The organism is Pandoraea bronchicola (genome assembly GCF_902459805.1).
GTDB classification, from domain to species: domain Bacteria; phylum Pseudomonadota; class Gammaproteobacteria; order Burkholderiales; family Burkholderiaceae; genus Pandoraea; species Pandoraea bronchicola.
In genome coordinates this window covers 270,605-285,660 of the sequence record NZ_CABPST010000005.1, presented here as the reverse complement: position 1 = coordinate 285,660, position 15,056 = coordinate 270,605, and the positions used below count along the sequence as shown (strand labels likewise).

Genomic DNA, 15,056 nt, shown 5'->3' with positions numbered 1-15,056 from the left:
TCAGGCATTAGCGACGGGTGTGGCCGCCTAGCGTTTCCGCGACCCAGTCGGCGATGTAGTGGCCCGCGTTGATCGAGTTATCGAAGCTCGCATGCTGCACACCGCCCTCCCGATCGGTGAAGATCTTCAGCTCGCGCTTGGGGCTATTGACCAGTTGCTCGTACGTGCGATGCGCCCACGACAGTGGGATTTGCGAGTCACGCTCGCCGTGCGTGACGAGAAACGGCACTCGAATTCGATCGAGCACTCCATCGAGATGCACGTCCTCGGCGATGCGCATGAAATCGTCAATGTCCTTTGCACCCCAGACCCAGCACACGTGATTCCAGTAGTGCGGCACAGGGAAGTCGCCCTCGCGCTGCAGGCGCTTCTTTTGCACGTCGCGCCAGTCGTGGTTGGCCCCCCACGCCACGCCGCACGCAAAGCGGGGCTCGAACGCCACCGCGCGCGGGCAGTAGTAACCGCCCAGCGAGACGCCTTCCATGCCGATGCGCTGCGCGTCGATATCCTCGCGCGTCTCTAGCCAGTCAACCACGCGGCTCGCCCAGTGTTCGGCATCAAAGCGCGCGTGCATGCCGTGCAAGCGAAGCGCCTCGCCGGTGCCGGGCTGATCGACGATGAGCGATGACACGCCACGCTCGGCTAGCCACGCGGGCAAGCCGACGAGGTACTTCATCTCCTTCATCGAGTCCAGCCCGTTGACCTGCACGAGCACCGGCGCACGCTTCACGCGCGGCGCGCGTACGAGCAACGCCGAGAGATGCCCTTCGCCATACGGTATCTCCACGCGCTGGCAGTTCTCGCCCGTGAGCCCGATACCAATGGCAAACGACTTCAGTGCGCGTTGGTAAAGATCGACACGCCCAGGCGCGTCGTGCGCAAGCATGCGCTCGCAAGTGATCAAATAAGCGCTCGCACGCTTATATTTCTCTCCGGCCGAGAGTTGCCGCCCGCGTGCCTCGTCTTCGGTGGCAAGCTCGTGCAGCCGGTCGGCCATGGCTACCCACGCTTCGCGAAAAGCGCGCGTGCCCTGTGCATCGGGTTGTTTGGCGGCTTCTTGTAGCGGTGCGCAGATCGTTTCGATCTCGCCCATGCGCGCGCCCATTTCGATGGCCAGATTGACGGACAGATTCCAGACGTAATTTGTCGGAAAGTAACGGAACATTGCCTAACCTTTGGAGAGTGAGAAATAGGAGTTGCAGCGCATGCCTGCTGCGTCAAAGAAGTGGGATGGCGATGTTCAGCCATACGCTGCTCGATTTGGCGGTATTTGCCGCATACAGGCCTCGCTGGTAGTTCAGCGCAACGTTGAACCAGTGGCCGTCATAGGAGACCGCGGGGCCTATCGCGAAGCTGCGAGCGCGATTGCCGGCGGCGACGGTCACACCGGACTGCGCGTCGTCCGCGAACTGGTTCAGGTAGGCACCCACGACGCCGGCTTTCCAGGGCCCGAAGTTCCAGCCGAGGGTGAATTCGCCGACATACGTACTACCCGAGTGATAGCTCGTGTCGCGATTGGTCTGGTTGATCATGAGCCGGTTCGACAGTCCCACGTCGAGTCCGTCGGGGGTGTTGTAGCGAATCGCAAAGACCGGCTGCAGCGACGAGTAGCCCACCGCAACGCTGTTTTTCGTGGCGCTGTAGGAGCCCGAAGCCGTCATCAAGTCCAGGCCCGTGGCAATCGTCACGGAGGACGACGGACGCCATTGCAGAATCACTGGCGAGACGGTGACGTTAGCCAAGCCGTTCTGCACGCTGCTCTGTCCGGCGATGCTCATGTGCAGCGAGACCACCGGCAACACCAGTTGCGAGTAGACGTTGGCGCCCAGGAAATGGATCGGATATGAAGCAATAATGCGGGTCGTTGCGACCGAGGCTGACGAGCGGAACGGCAACGGCAATTTGTTGCCGTCATTGCCGTACAACGCGTTGGCAAACGTGTAACTGAATTGCTGCAGCACGAAGAGCCCCGGGATTGGCGGCAGCGAGGCGATGCCCGTGACCGTCGCACCTGCAGGGTAAGGCGAAACACCGTTCTCGAAGGCATGCGCTTGCTGCATCGCACAAGCTGCAACGAGCATGCAGCCCGGCAATAGGCTCCTGGTCTTAACGGCCATCTTGTCTCCTGATCGATCTCGCGGATCGAGTTTGTGGTGGTACTTCTTTTTTGTTCCGATCAGGTTAAGATGCCCGCTTGCATGTGAAAAATTGATTCGATCCATTCGCGAAATCGATTCGCCGAATACATCAAGGGCAAACCCGAGGGGCGGCGAATGCGCGATCGACGCATGGCCACCAGGCGCAGCGCACGACGAAAACCATTCCCCATGCGTTTCAACAAACTCGATCTCAATTTGCTGGTCGCGCTCGATGCGTTGCTCAGTGAGCACAGCATCAGTCGCGCTGCGGAGAAGGTGCACCTGAGTCAGTCGGCAATGAGCAATGCGCTCGCACGGCTGCGTGAGTATTTCGACGACGAGCTGCTTGTGCAGGTGGGCCGGAAGATGGAGCCCACACCACGCGCGGAGGGCTTGGCGGACGCGGTACGCGACATCCTCGTGCGGGTCGAGGCGAGCATCGCCACACCGCCAACGTTTGTGGCGGCCGAGTCCACGCGTGTGTTCCGCTTGCTGGTCTCGGATTTCACCTTGTCGACGCTGATCCCCCATTTTCTGAAGCGGATCTATGCGTGTGCACCAGGCGTACGAATCGAACTCTGCCCGCAGGTCGCGCAGGCAGCACGCTCGCTCGAGCGTGCGGATGTCGACATGCTGATCATCCCGATCGATTACTGCACGGGCGAGCATCCGACCGACATTCTGTTTGAAGAGGATTATTGCTGCGTGATGTGGAACGAGGCCACCCTCGCCGGCGCTGCCATCACGCGAGAACAATATCTGGGGGCGGGACATGTCGTGGTCACGCCCGGGCACGTCGATGCGGTTCTCGCCGACTGGTTTGGAGAACGCATCGGGGTGCAGCGCAAGGTCGAGATCACTACCTTCAGCTTTGCGGCGCCGGCGCAACTGGTGGTCGGCACGCAGCGTGTCGCCACGATGCATCGCCGGCTAGCGGAGCATGCGGCGCGCAGCCTGCCCATTACGATCTGCGACGTACCCGTCACGATCCCGAAGATGCAACAGGCGATGCAGTGGCACTCGCATCGAAGCGCAGATCCTGGTCTGCGTTGGTTGCGCGAAAACCTCAAGGCGTCCGTGCTAGACATGGATGGCAGGAATGCGACGGGGGCAACGCGTGTTCCCGCGGGCACTGCCGCCTGCGCGGCGGTGAAACTTCGTTGATCGCGCATGCATTGCCGTGGGTCGGTCCCACCGGCACCTCACATACGCACGTGCGAAATCGCCAGATCCATCGGGGCGCGATTCACTTCAGAACAAGCGGAGTGGGGTGTTCGACTGCAAAGCTGGAGAGTGGCGTTTGACAAACATCGCCTTCATATGACGCTTCCGGCAACTTCGTTCCTCGCGCCTTCCCGGGGCGGCGATCGCGAGTCGATCAGACGAGAAGCGGGGCGATCCGGGGGATGATGAAATCCATGAAGGCATGGACTTTTCGCGACTGCCGGCGGTTGACGTTATAGACGAAATGGATGCCGGTGGCTTGCAGGCTGCTTTGCAATGGATGATCGGGCATCAGCTCGATCAGATCGCCCTTCAGAAGCGCCTCGCGCGCCAGCCAATAAGGCAACAACCCGATGCCGGTGCCATCCAACGCCGCTGCATAGATCGCTTCGACATCATTGGCGATCAGATTCCCTTGCGGGGTGATCTCCGCAACGACATCCGTGCCGGGACAGGAGAATTTCCAGATCACCCGTTCGCCGGATTTCCGGTATCGCAGGCAATTGAAGTGCGCGAGATCGGCGGGCACCCGCGGCGCTTCGCGGTCGACCAGATAGGACGGATGGCAGCAGAGAACGCGTCGATAGCGGCCCAGCGGACGGCTCACCAGACTCGAGTCGCCCAGTTCGCCAATGCGAATGACGATATCCGTGTCGGTTTCCACAAGATCGACGTAGTCGTCGGTGATCGCGAGTTCCAGCGTCACTTTGGGATGCGCGCGCAGGAAGTCGTGGATCAGCGGTGTGACAAGGCGCTTGCCGAACATGCGCGGGGAACTTACCTTCAGCCTTCCCTGCGCCTCGTCCGAGAACGACGAAATGCTCTCGTGGATGCCATCCAGCTCGGCGAGAATCGTGTCGAGATTTTCCTTGTATGTCGCACCGGCTTCGGTCAGCGACAGCTTGCGCGTCGTTCGCGTCAGGAGCTTCACGCCAAGTTGGTTCTCCAGCGCATCCATCTGTCTGGACACGCTGGAAGCCGACAGCCCCAGTGAGTCGCCGGCATCGGTGAAGCTGAGCGTGCTGGCGACTCTCTGAAAAATTCGCATGGCTGACAGCATGTCCATCACTTTCCTCGCACGTGTTTCAAGACTGGAGAATGGCCTCGGCGCCCGGAGCGAACTTGGTCGGATGGAACTCGATCACCTGGTACTGCGCCACGCGTTCGCGCAGGAAGGGATCTTCGGCGAGCACCGCATCGAGTGCCTGCCGCGACAGATTGCCGGCAAGGATTACGCCACCCGTGCGCGGCACCTGCGGACCGGAGGCCACGAAATGCCCCGCCGCGTAATGACGATCGAGGAATTCCCGGTGTTCCGGAATGTGTGCTTCAACGACGTCCAGCGGCTGGACGTAGTGTAACAAGACGACGAACATGATCTTCACCCTATTAAACGGTCAGCATGATTTTGCCAAAGACCTCACTGGATTCGAGCATCCGGTGTGCCTCGGCGGCTTGTTCGAGCGGTAACACCTGATGCACGTGCGGGCTGAGTTCGCCGCGCGCCATATGCTCCAGCACACGGTCGAGATCGATGCGTCCGCTGCCCCGGCATCCCAGAATCTCGAGCCGTTTAGTGAAAATCGCCTTCAGGTCCAGGGGCGCTTGCGTGCCGGTCGTGACCCCGCCGAGCACCAGTCGGCCGTCCATGGCCAGCGAGGCAAGCGATTGCTCGAACGTGGCTGCGGCGACGTGCTCGAAGACCATGTCCACGCCACGACCCTGCGTCAGGGCACGCACGTCATTCGCCATGTTGGGCCCAGGCGCAACGACTGCCGCAGCGCCCAGCTTCAGGAGGCGCTCGTTGGCATGACTGTCGCGGCTGACGGCAATGACCGTTGCGCCGGCACAGCGAGCCAGCTCGACGGCCGCATACCCAAGGCCACCGTTGGCGCCGAGAACGAGCACCGATTCACCTGCACTGAGACGCCCGCGTCGCAGCATCGCCGCTGCGGTGGCATAGGTCAGTCCGAAACTCGCCCCCGCGACAGCGTCCATCCCCTCAGGCAGCGGGACCGCATTACGCGCCGGGAGGCTCACGTACTCCGCATACCCGCCATCGATCGTCGACCCCACCGTACCGAACTGACGGCACAAATTGTCTTCGCCTCGCAGGCAATGCGCGCAAGTGCCGCAAGACAGGATGGGGGCGGCGAACACGTGTTCGCCGACTTTCCTGTCCAGCACCGCGTCGCCGAGCGCGACGATCTGGCCGGAGAAGTCGGTGCCGGGAATGCGCGGCAAGGGGACTTGGAAAATGTTCCCGTCGCGCAAAAGCAGATCAAGTCGGTTCACGCCGATGGCGCGCACGCGCACAAGGACGTCGGTCGGCCCGGGCACAGGGGGCGGAACGTCAACGATACCGAGCGAATCGGCGGGACCGTACTGGTCGATGCGAACTGCAAGCATGAGATCTCCTTGGTTCTGTTGAGGAGCGGTGGAACATGCGTGCAGTTTAGAAAGCCCCCTCGCTGGGAAACAGCCGCCCTCGTGCAGAACACTTTTGAGATCCATGCAAAACCCGGTTCGGTCTTCGCCTGACCGAGCACGCCGCCAGCGGCGACGGCATGCGACGAAGCTCGGGCAGTTGGGTATGCCAAAGCCCTGGGTTCGGCAATGTCAGTTCACTTGAATGTGTGCAGGTAAGCGATCAGATCGGCGACCTTGCGTTCGTTGCCAATGCCCCAGAAGCGCATCTTCGTGCCGGGCACGGTCTTGCCGGGATTGGCGATGAAGGCAGCGAGCGTCTTGTCGTCCCAGACGATACCCGACTGCTTCATCTCTTTCGAGTATTCGAAGTCCGCCAGACTACCTGCCCGCCGGTTGGCGATGCCATTGAGTTGCGGACCGAACCCCGACGCCGCCATCGGTCCAACCGAATGGCACGACGCGCAGCGTGACGCAAACAGCGCCTTGCCCGCTTCGATATCCGGTGCGGCGAATGCCGATGCGCTGATTATGGTGAGCGCAAACGTCAGCGCGCCGATTCGCATGCGCGCGGCGGGCAGGAGAAGGGGGGCCGACGGGTTCGGGGAGATAGGGCGGGCAGTCATCGGAGGATGGAGAGTCGGTGGCGCGGTTTGACGGCAAGCCGCTAACTTACCGCTTTCCGCCGGGCACGGCCAGTGGTTCCCGCCCGGGACGGTGTGACATCGTGTCGCGAGTGCTGCGCTCGGGCATTTCCCGTCTGGCGGATGCCGGGCCGGAGCCCCCGTTCGCACCATCGCGAGCGCCGTTCGCGCTGCCCGGCCCCCGTCCGTCGCAGACGGCTCGCGCACCGCACAGCACCGCGCGATGCTTCGGGCACCGCATGCTTGCATGCCAACGTGTCCTGGAGCCTGCCCATGTCATTTGCTTTCCTCTCTCACGTCCCCTTGTGGGTCTGGTGGCTGTTCGTGGCGTTGATCGCGCTTGGGTTAGCCGCAACGCGCACGCAGCATAAGCCCTTATGGGCGGCGCTCGCGATGCCGCTCGCCATGACGGGGGTGTCTGCCTATGGGGCGGCCAGCACCTTCACGACACACGTTCCGTCGTTGATCGCGTGGGCGAGCGCCGTGGTAATTGCCGTCGTGCTGCGCGTGGCGCTGGGATGGTGGGGGAAGGTGAGCTGGGTGCCTGAGACGCGTCGCGTGCGGGTGCCGGGCAGTTGGCTGCCACTGGTCTGGATGCTGGCGATCTTCGCGGTGAAGTTCACTGTTGCCGTTTCGCTGGCGATCCATCCCGATCTCAAATCGAACGGTGGTTTCGCGGCGTGGATCGGCTTGTCGTATGGCGCGTTCAGCGGCATTTTCCTCGGACGCGCCCTGGCTATCCGGCGCGCCATGCGCAACGCCAGCGTTACCGGTGAGGCGTCGCTGGCGTCGTGAGCGGTGCTTGCGTCGCGGTGATTGCGAGATGGCGAAGGCTGTCGGCGTTTGTCCGTCGACGGCGATTCACATACGGTGATCGGCGCGTTACGCCGCACCCTTCGTCACGCTGTCCGGCAGGTCGCGGCCGTGGTACTTCTTGTAGATCGCGTTGAGCTTGCCGTTTTTCAGATTGGTCTTTACCCAGTTGTTGATCCAGTCCTTGAGCGCCGGCTGATTCTTGTTGAGCGCGATGCCCAGATCGAATTCCTTCTGCGCGAACTTCAGTTCGAGGTGCTTGTCCGGCGCGCGCTTGATCATCTCGCCGAGATTCGACGGCGTGCTCGAGAAGATGTCGACCTGACCCGTCACCATCGACGTGATGAGCGTGGCGTCGTCTTCATAACGCACGATCTGCGCACCCTTGGCGTTCTGCGTGGTGAGCGTGTCGTTCACGGTCGCGCGCGTGAGGCCGATGCGCTTGCCGTTGAGGTCTTCATAGCCCTTGATGTTCACGCTCCTGGGCCCGCCGACGATGATCGAAATGACGGCGTAGGGAATCGAGAAGTCGATCACCTGCGCTCTTTCCGGCGTAATCGAGAGATCGGCCACCACGATATCTGCACGGTTCGCTTGCAGCGTCGGCACGCGCGCTGCGTTCGTCACGGATACGATGTCGAGCTTCACGCCCAGATCCTGCGCCAACAGCTTCGCCGTGTCGACGTCCGAGCCCGCCGGTTGCAGATTGGCATCGGCAAACGAGTACAGCGGCGTACCCATGGCGATCGCAACGCGAATCTTGCCGGCCTTCTTGATGTCGTCGAGCTGATCGGCAAAGGCGGCGTGCGCCATGGCGCCGAGCAGGACTGCGGCGCAGGCCTGGGTGAGGAACGTCTTGAGTTTCATGCAGTGGTCTCCTTGGGTGTTGTGTTGTCGTGACTGCTGGCTTACAGCCCGTTGGCGAGGAACGCGCGCAGTTCGGGCGTCTGCGGGTTGTCGAGCATGTCGCCCGGACCGACTTCCCACACCTTGCCCTGATGCATATAGATGATCTGATCGGCGACGCGCTTGGCGAACGCCATTTCGTGTGTAACGAGCAGCATCGTCATACCGTCGGCGGCGAGGTCTTCCATGACGCGCAGCACTTCGCCGGTGAGCTGCGGATCGAGTGCCGATGTCACTTCGTCGAAGAGCATGACCTTCGGCGACATGGCGAGCGAGCGCGCAATGGCCACCCGTTGCTGCTGGCCGCCCGAGAGCTGCTCGGGATAGCTGTCGGCTTTTTCGGACAGCCCCACTTGCGCGAGCACGCGCTTGGCCACTTCCTCGGCTTCGCTGCGCGCGAGACGCTTCACATGCCGCAGCGCGAGCATGATGTTCTCGCGCACGCTCAGGTGCGGGAACAGGTTGTAGCTCTGAAAGACGATGCCAACTTCCCGGCGCAGTTGATGCAGATCGATGTGCGGATCTTCCACGCGAATGCCGCACACTTCGATGGAGCCGTCGTCGATGGTTTCCAGCCGGTCGATGCAACGCAGGGCCGTGCTTTTTCCCGAGCCGCTGGCGCCGATGATGGCAACCATTTTGCCGCGCTCCACTTCGAACGACACGCCCTTGAGCACGGGGTTGTCGCCGAAGCGCTTGTGAATCTGGTTGACCTTAACGATTGCCGACATTGAGCCTGTCCTCCAGTGCTGCGCTCCAGCGCGAGAGCGGGTAGCACAGCACGAAATAAAACACCCCTACCAGAGAGAACACGAGGAAGGGCTGGAAAATCGAGTTGTTGATGATCTGCCCGGCGCGCGTGAGCTCCACGAAGCCGATCACCGACGCCAGCGATGTCATCTTGATGATCTGCACGAGAAAGCCAATGGTCGGCGGCAGCGACAGGCGCACTGCCTGCGGAATGATGACCAGGCGCAGCGTCTGCCAGCGCGAGAACGACAGGCACTCGGCGGCCTCCCACTGCGCGCGGGGCATCGCTTCGACGCACCCTCGCCAGATGTCGCCCAGATAGGCGCTGGTGTAGAGCATCAGCGCGAGTGAGGCGGCCACGATGGCGGGCAGCTCGAAGCCATACACGGACAGGCCGAAGTAGACGATGAACAGCAGAATCAGCAGCGGAACGCCCTGAATCGCTTCGATGAAGACCTGTGCGGGCAGCCGCAACCAGCGGCGCGGTGAAATGCGCGCGAGCATCACGAGGAAGCCGCCTGCGCTGCCAAGCACGAACGCGATCAGAGAGAGCACCAGCGTCCAGCCGATGGACTGCACCAGATACCCGAAATAGGTCCAGGAAAAGCTGCCGATCATGAAGCGCTCCGTTGTGCCGTATCGCTGCCCGAGGTGCCTGTGGCATTCCCATTAGCGGCGCGCGACGCGGCCGCACGACGGCGCGAGGCCTGTGCCGCTTGCGCAGCGGCGCGTCGCACAGTACGGCGGCGTTTGAAGAAGTACTCGCCGGCGGCCCACGCTACGAGCTTCACGAGCAACGACAGGCCAAGGTAGAGCGCCGCCACGACGATGTACGTCTCGAGCGAGCGGAAGGTGTCCGACTGCACGGTGTTGGCGACGGCGGTCAGCTCTTCTGCGGAAATCTGCGAGGCCATGGCGGACGCCTGCATCATCAGAATGAATTGGGTGGTGAGCGCCGGGTACACCTTCTCGATGGACGGTTGCAGCATCACATGCCATGCGATGCGCCATTTCGACAGCCCCAGGCACTCGGCGGCTTCGATCTGACCGCGCGGCACCGATTCGAGTCCGGCGCGAATGATTTCCGCCGCGTAGGCGCCAATGTTGATCACCATCGCGATGACGGCCGCTGCGAACGTCGGCATGTGCACGCCAAGGCTGGCGAGACCGAAATACAGCAGGAATATCTGGACGAGGAACGGCGTGTTACGAACCGACTCGATGTAGACACTGCAAAGGCGAACGAGCCAGCGATGGCGGCTGCGCTTGGCAAAGGCGACCAGCGTGCCAGCGGCGGTGCCGATCACGACCGAGAGTGCGGTCATCTTCAGCGTGAGCCACGCGCCTTCGAGGAAAACTGGCCAGTAGGGCACCAGCGGAGCGAAATTCAGCGAGAAATGCATGGCAAACGCCTGTCTCCGGTGACGTTTCGGGGCCGACGCGCCAGGCAACTTCCGCTACGGGAATGACATCCGTGACAGCCGTGGTGGGTCTTTCTTGTACGTCGTCATATAAGTGCTGTGATTTTGCGCAGCGCGGATCGGCGTTGTCAATAGCCGGAACTTGGGGGGATACCCTTGGCCTTTACCCTGATGGAACAAGGGTTAAACGGGGTTTTGGACCGCTGCGCGGGGCGCCTCTGGTTGCGTGAAGCGGCCTCAACGACAGGTTGATGTCGACCGGCTTTGCACCTTCGTCATCGTATCTCTTGCCATCGAAGGTGACGGACCGCCCGGCACGACGGCGTGGTTCTATAATCGCGCTTTGCCGGCCTTGCGCCAGAGACGCGCGGGCGCCTTCGACCGCGTTGCCCTGATTCCACCGATTCGCCCGCTCAGTCCGATATGACGACCCTTACCGACCGCAAACCGCTTGCATTGCCCGCGATTCTGCTTGGCGTGAAGTTCTACGGTGACGACGCGTCCCAGAGCGAAGCCCGATGACGTTGTCCACGACGGCACTCGACGAACTCGACCGTAGCCTGCTCGCGTTGCTGCGCGTGAATGCGCGCGAGAGTACGGCCAATCTGGCGCGCCGCCTCGGCGTAGCGCGCACGACCGTGGTGGCCCGCATCGGCCGGCTCGAGCAAGCCGGGGTCATCGCCGGATATACCGTGCGACTCGGGCAGGACGCCGCCGGTGGCGGCCTGCAGGCCTGTGTCGGCATCAGCGTGCAGCCTCGCTCCGGTCGCGACGTGCTGCGGCGTCTGAACAAGATGCCTGAGATTCACCTGCTGTGCACCGTGAGCGGTGAGTTCGACTACGTGGCGTGGCTGCACGCCGCCTCGCCGGACCAGCTCGACGGGTTGCTCGACACCATCGGCGAGATCGACGGCGTGACCCGCACCACCACGTCGGTGGTGCTGGCGCGCAAGATCGACCGGGGCGGCGTACTCCCCTGATCATTGGCGGAGTGACAAACCCGCCATGCCCTCGACAGGCACAAGCTCCCCGGCAAATGGTCCGATACGGCCGCCAGTAATTTTCCGTAACCGGCTGTTAAGAATCGCCGCATGTGCCCGCCAGTGCTTGCGCAGCCCTCACATTTCCCGTTGATCCCCGTGTTGCCTTGACTTCGCCAGTTTGTCTGATAGTGGCGATGGTGCTAAACTTATTGAGAATTGTTTGCATTAACTTCTTCATCAATCTGGAGTGCGTATGCGCGTGAAATCCCTCGTGGCAGCGGTGTTGCTCGCCGGTGCGGCCACCTTGGCTCAGGCCGCCGAGTTTCCCATTGGCAAACCGCTGAATGTGGCGGGCATGGAAATCAACACGGTGTATCTCCAGCCGATCACGATGGAACCGGCCGGCATGATGCGCGATGCCGCCAAGTCGGACATCCACCTCGAGGCGGATATTCACGCGATCGCCAAGAACCCGAACGGTTACGCCGAAGGCGACTGGATTCCGGGTCTGGAAATCACGTACAAGCTGCAAAAGATGAAGAGCGACGGAAAGACCGCCGATGGCGCAGCCATTGAGGGTCTGATGATGCCGATGGTTGCGAGCGATGGTCCTCACTATGGCGACAACGTCAAGCTGGCGGGCGTCGGCAAGTACAAGCTGACGATGGTTGTCAACGCACCCGGCACGTTGCAGGAATTTGGTTGCAAGATGGGCGGCGCACCGGCCGCTGGCGCACACGCGGCGCATGGCGGCATGGGCCCGTGGTGCTTCGGCCGTCACGTCGACAAGGAAACCGGCGTGGGTCCGTGGTTCAAGCCGATCACCAAGGAAGTCGATTTCACTTTCTCGGGTATCGGCAAGAAGGGTGGCTACTAAGCCCGCATAACCCAGATGCAGCGTTGGCCTGTGAGCCAGCGCTGTTTTCGTTTGGAGCAGAAGGATGAATCAGCGCATCGCGCGCCTGCTGGCCACGATAGCGGCCCTGGTGGTGACTTTGTTGGCATTGGGCGCTCCGTCGCTTGCTCGCGCCGACGACTTGCCCACCTTCAAGCTGGAAATGAACAACGGCAAACTCAACCCGGCGCGTATCGAAGTGCCGGCCGGCAAGCGCATCAAGATCGAGGTGCACAACACCGGAACGAATGCCGTCGAGTTTGAAAGTCTGCAACTGCGCAAGGAAAAGGTGCTGGCACCGGGCGCGCAGTCGTTTGTCGTGATCGCACCGTTGCAGCCGGGCGAGTACAAGTTTTTCGACGATTTCCATCAGCAGGCGCAAGGCGTGATCGTCGCCAAGTAAGCCCTGCGGAAATCGTTTCAGCCATACGGTAAGACACGCATCACGAGAGGAATCATACGATGGGTCAGGTCATGTTCATCGTCTGGCGCGAAAGCGTCGAGGCATTGCTGGTCGTCGGCATTCTCCATGCCTGGCTGGCCAATCCCGAGCACGGTGCCAAGCGCGGCCTGCCGTATCTGTGGGCCGGTGTCGCGCTCGGGATTGCGGCGGCTGTGGCGCTGGGCGCCGCGCTGGTCGGCTTCACCGAGGTGCTCTCGGGCGACGCGCAGGATTACTTCCAGACCGCCATGGTGCTGATCGCCAGCGTGCTGATCGTGCAGATGGTCTTCTGGATGAAACGCCACGGGCGCACGCTCAAGCGCGATATGGAATCGTCGCTGCAGAAGAACCAGGATCGGGGCACATGGTGGGGCGTGCTCGTGCTGGTTGCGCTGGCCATTGCCCGCGAAGGCAGTGAGACGGCGATCTTTCTCTACGGCATTGGTTTCGGCCAGCAAGGCAGCGTGCCGCTGTCGATGTGGCTCGCGGTGCTGATCGGCTTCGCGCTGGCGCTCGTCACGTTCTGGCTGCTGCAGTTGGGCGGGAAGATTTTCTCGTGGCGTCTGTTCTTCCGTGTCACCGAAATCATGCTGCTGTTTCTGGCGGCGGGGCTGCTCGAGTCGGGGCTTGACCGCCTGATCTCGCTCGAGCTTGTACCGACGCTGGTCGATCAACTGTGGGATACTTCCGCGATTCTTGACGACGCCAGCCCGTTTGGCAGCCTCGTCGCTACCCTGACGGGCTATCGCGCGCATCCGGCCGGCATGAATCTGTTGGTGTACGCCATGTATTGGGTGTTCATGTGGGCGCTGCTCAAGCGGGCAGGCGCTCCGGCCAAGCAGGCCAGGCCCGCCTGAGCGGGCCGGGCGCACCGGGGGAGCGAGTCCCGTGCGGTGCGCCACAACGGTCTGAACGCACGCGCCCGGGCAGGATTCGCAAGATCCGCCGAATCGATAGACGTCTTCAGCCGCCAGGTAATCCCCCGACGTACGAGTTGAGCATGAGCATCGCCATACCTGTCCCGAACCGACTGGCCCGAGTGGGCCTTTGGATGCAACGCCACGGCAGGCTGATACGTGGCGTGCAGTGGGGCGTCGTGCTGGTTTATGCGTTCCTCATCTGCGTCCCGGTCATGATGCCGTTGCCTGACGAGACGGCGCACATCCTCGATAACCTCACCGTCTTCGCACAGTTCACGTTCTGGGGCATCTGGTGGCCGTTCGTGCTCATCAGCATGGTGCTCATGGGCCGTGTCTGGTGCGGTGTGCTGTGCCCCGAAGGCACGCTCTCGGAATTTGCGAGCCGTCATGGGCGCGGGCGAGCCATTCCTCGCTGGATGCGCTGGGGCGGCTGGCCGTTCGTGGCGTTTGCCGGCACGACGCTGTACGGTCAGATGGTCAGCGTCTATCAATATCCGAAGGCGGTGCTGCTGGTGCTCGGCGGCTCGACCGTCGGCGCGATGGTCATCGGCTATTTCTACGGCCGCGACAAGCGCGTTTGGTGCAAGTATCTGTGCCCGGTCAATGGCGTGTTCTCGCTGCTCTCGCGTCTGGCGCCGTTCCACTTCAAGGTCGACGAAGACGCCTGGCGCCGGTCGTATCACACCAACGGCCGCAAGATCATCCCGATCAATTGTGCGCCGCTCGTGCCGCTGCGCAATATGAAGGGCGGCGCGGAGTGCCATATGTGCGGCCGCTGCGCCGGTCATCGCGACGCCATCGCGCTCACGAGCCGCTCGCCGAGCGAAGAGATCGTGAAGTTCGGTGCGACCGAAAACAACAGCGTGTGGGACAGCGTGCTCGTCATGTATGGCCTGCTCGGCGTGGCCATCGGCGCATTCCACTGGACGGTCAATCCGTGGTTCGTCGCCACCAAGACCGTGCTGGCCACGTGGCTCATCGATCACAACATCATGTGGCCGTTCGAGACGAATGCGCCGTGGTACGTGTTCACCAACTACCCCGACCAGAGCGACGTCTTCACATGGCTCGACGGCGGCATGGTCGTCACCTACATCCTCGGCAACGGGCTGCTGCTGGGGTTGGCCTTCACGATCATCTTCGCGCTGGCCAACCGGGCGATGGGGCCGTGGCAGACGTCGCGCTTCAATCATCTGGTGCAGTCGCTGATTCCGATTGCCGGAGCCGGGGTCTTCATCGGTCTGTCGGCCACGACGATCAGCCTGCTGCGTGCCGAGCATCTGCCGGTGTACTGGGCAAACGACGTGCGTGCCACCATCCTTGCCGTGACCACGCTGTGGAGCCTGTGGCTGGGCTGGCGCGTGACCGGGCGTCATACCCGCTCGTTCGGGCGGCGTCTTGCCGGTATGGCCGGTGTGGTGGCGGCGCTGGCGCTGGTCAACTGGCTCTGGCTGCTGATGTTCTGGATCTGGTGACGCTGGCGGTGCCCGGGG

The 15,056-nt window shown here is 62.4% G+C and carries 17 protein-coding genes; 7 read left to right on the top strand and 10 right to left on the bottom strand.

From position 1 onward, the window contains the following. Positions 1–7: 7 nt before the first annotated feature. Positions 8–1,165, bottom strand: a complete 1,158-nt coding sequence (locus PBR20603_RS12830) for an alpha/beta hydrolase family protein (protein ID WP_150559894.1) — start codon at positions 1,163–1,165, stop codon at positions 8–10. Between the two features lie 52 nt (positions 1,166–1,217). Then, complete coding sequence (locus PBR20603_RS12825; protein ID WP_150559954.1) at positions 1,218–2,117, bottom strand: SphA family protein; 900 nt, start codon at positions 2,115–2,117, stop codon at positions 1,218–1,220. A 210-nt stretch (positions 2,118–2,327) separates the two neighbouring features. Here PBR20603_RS12825 and PBR20603_RS12820 point away from each other — a divergent pair, with 210 nt between their 5' ends. Further along, on the top strand, positions 2,328–3,302 hold the full coding sequence (locus PBR20603_RS12820) for a LysR family transcriptional regulator (protein WP_150559893.1): 975 nt from the start codon (positions 2,328–2,330) through the stop codon (positions 3,300–3,302). A 214-nt stretch (positions 3,303–3,516) separates the two neighbouring features. Here PBR20603_RS12820 and PBR20603_RS12815 read toward each other — a convergent pair whose 3' ends face one another. From PBR20603_RS12815 to PBR20603_RS12800, 4 genes are all read right to left on the bottom strand, one after another. Further along, complete coding sequence (locus tag PBR20603_RS12815) at positions 3,517–4,428, bottom strand: LysR family transcriptional regulator (RefSeq protein WP_150559892.1); 912 nt, start codon at positions 4,426–4,428, stop codon at positions 3,517–3,519. A 19-nt stretch (positions 4,429–4,447) separates the two neighbouring features. Further along, positions 4,448–4,738 (bottom strand): YciI family protein, encoded by a 291-nt coding sequence (locus PBR20603_RS12810; protein WP_150559891.1) that lies wholly within the window; start codon positions 4,736–4,738, stop codon positions 4,448–4,450. A gap of 13 nt (positions 4,739–4,751) precedes the next feature. Further along, complete coding sequence (locus PBR20603_RS12805) at positions 4,752–5,771, bottom strand: alcohol dehydrogenase catalytic domain-containing protein (RefSeq protein WP_174977907.1); 1,020 nt, start codon at positions 5,769–5,771, stop codon at positions 4,752–4,754. A gap of 215 nt (positions 5,772–5,986) precedes the next feature. Continuing rightward, a complete protein-coding gene (locus PBR20603_RS12800; protein WP_343041933.1) occupies positions 5,987–6,415 on the bottom strand; it encodes a c-type cytochrome in 429 nt (142 codons plus the stop codon). Between the two features lie 291 nt (positions 6,416–6,706). Between PBR20603_RS12800 and PBR20603_RS12795 the strand changes: the two genes are divergently transcribed. Further along, positions 6,707–7,228 (top strand): DUF6622 family protein, encoded by a 522-nt coding sequence (locus tag PBR20603_RS12795; RefSeq protein WP_150559889.1) that lies wholly within the window; start codon positions 6,707–6,709, stop codon positions 7,226–7,228. An 87-nt stretch (positions 7,229–7,315) separates the two neighbouring features. Here the strand turns inward: PBR20603_RS12795 and PBR20603_RS12790 are convergent, their stop codons facing one another. The 4 genes from PBR20603_RS12790 to PBR20603_RS12775 are packed head-to-tail and all read right to left on the bottom strand — an operon-like array spanning position 7,316 to position 10,305. Continuing rightward, complete coding sequence (locus tag PBR20603_RS12790; protein ID WP_150559888.1) at positions 7,316–8,113, bottom strand: transporter substrate-binding domain-containing protein; 798 nt, start codon at positions 8,111–8,113, stop codon at positions 7,316–7,318. 41 nt (positions 8,114–8,154) lie between these two features. Continuing rightward, entirely contained in the window at positions 8,155–8,883 is a 729-nt protein-coding gene (locus PBR20603_RS12785) for an amino acid ABC transporter ATP-binding protein (protein WP_150559887.1), read from the bottom strand. Continuing rightward, positions 8,867–9,520: an amino acid ABC transporter permease gene (locus tag PBR20603_RS12780; RefSeq protein WP_150559886.1), complete on the bottom strand. Its 654-nt coding sequence runs from the start codon at positions 9,518–9,520 to the stop codon at positions 8,867–8,869. Before PBR20603_RS12780 ends, PBR20603_RS12785 begins: the two co-directional genes overlap by 17 nt. After that, entirely contained in the window at positions 9,517–10,305 is a 789-nt protein-coding gene (locus PBR20603_RS12775; protein WP_150559885.1) for an amino acid ABC transporter permease, read from the bottom strand. Before PBR20603_RS12775 ends, PBR20603_RS12780 begins: the two co-directional genes overlap by 4 nt. 536 nt (positions 10,306–10,841) lie before the next feature. Between PBR20603_RS12775 and PBR20603_RS12770 the strand changes: the two genes are divergently transcribed. From PBR20603_RS12770 to PBR20603_RS12750, 5 genes are all read left to right on the top strand, one after another. Further along, entirely contained in the window at positions 10,842–11,303 is a 462-nt protein-coding gene (locus PBR20603_RS12770) for an Lrp/AsnC family transcriptional regulator (RefSeq protein ID WP_150559884.1), read from the top strand. A 256-nt stretch (positions 11,304–11,559) separates the two neighbouring features. Beyond that, positions 11,560–12,183 carry an iron transporter gene (locus tag PBR20603_RS12765; protein WP_150559883.1) on the top strand — a complete coding sequence of 208 codons (624 nt, stop codon included), beginning with the start codon at positions 11,560–11,562 and terminating at the stop codon, positions 12,181–12,183. Between the two features lie 64 nt (positions 12,184–12,247). Beyond that, complete coding sequence (locus PBR20603_RS12760; protein ID WP_150559882.1) at positions 12,248–12,604, top strand: cupredoxin domain-containing protein; 357 nt, start codon at positions 12,248–12,250, stop codon at positions 12,602–12,604. A gap of 59 nt (positions 12,605–12,663) precedes the next feature. Beyond that, positions 12,664–13,500 (top strand): FTR1 family iron permease, encoded by an 837-nt coding sequence (locus PBR20603_RS12755; RefSeq protein WP_150559881.1) that lies wholly within the window; start codon positions 12,664–12,666, stop codon positions 13,498–13,500. Between the two features lie 143 nt (positions 13,501–13,643). Continuing rightward, a complete protein-coding gene (locus PBR20603_RS12750) occupies positions 13,644–15,038 on the top strand; it encodes a 4Fe-4S binding protein (protein ID WP_174977906.1) in 1,395 nt (464 codons plus the stop codon). Positions 15,039–15,056: the final 18 nt, after the last annotated feature.